This window comes from Phytobacter sp. V69 (assembly GCF_965644215.1).
Classification (GTDB): Bacteria; Pseudomonadota; Gammaproteobacteria; order Enterobacterales; family Enterobacteriaceae; genus Phytobacter.
In genome coordinates, this window is sequence record NZ_CBFFRL010000489.1 from 1 (window position 1) to 647 (window position 647).

2 protein-coding genes are annotated in these 647 nt (G+C 45.1%); both read left to right on the forward strand.

All coding sequences use genetic code 11. The features are described 5' to 3' along the window. The first annotated feature begins 177 nt into the window (after window positions 1-177). The gene (locus ACSZPU_RS26155; protein WP_499004531.1) at window positions 178-339 is read left to right on the forward strand and encodes a YmiA family putative membrane protein; all 162 of its coding nucleotides are present in this window, start codon (window positions 178-180) and stop codon (window positions 337-339) included. A gap of 1 nt (window position 340) precedes the next feature. After that, complete coding sequence (locus tag ACSZPU_RS26160) at window positions 341-511, forward strand: YciX family protein (protein ID WP_499004532.1); 171 nt, start codon at window positions 341-343, stop codon at window positions 509-511. Window positions 512-647 lie beyond the last annotated feature (136 nt).

Here is a 647-nt window from a genome sequence, read left to right on the forward strand (position 1 = left end):
GGCCTCATTTCTCGCTGCCGTCCAGATCAGATGCATCGCTCTCTGGGCTAAAATCTTGTGACGACACTATCTAAATATTTCTTTGGAAACTGTACGTAAATTCACTAGCTTTTCGACTAAAGTTTCTTTAGGATTTATCTCATCCATGATTAATTGTACCGATTGTTGGTGCCTAAAATGATAAGTGATGTCGATTGTACGAGGTTAGCAATGCCATCAGGAAGCGAAGAACCGCAAAGGGACCCGCAGCTCAAGCGTAAAGCGTGGCTGGCGGTATTTCTGGGTTCTGCCGTCTTTTGGGTCGTGGTGGCGTTAATCATCTGGAAATACTGGGGTTAAAATGGCTGTAACAGGTCGCTCTGAGCCAGTGAAGCAAGTGTGTCAACCGCGTGACAAACCACAAGCAGCGAAACCGCAAGCTTCAACCACGGTTCCGGCGTCCTGGAAATTGACGCCGCAGCAGCAAGCGTTTATTGATACCTTCACGGAAGACGAAACACCCAAACAATAATTCTTATCATTAGACTTAACGAGGGAAATTATCTCGGCATTCTGATGTGAACTTGTGTACTGTTAAGGAAGGTGCGATTTAATCGTCAATTATGAGAACATAACCCTTTCTTTGACATAGACTTTTCACGATGCCC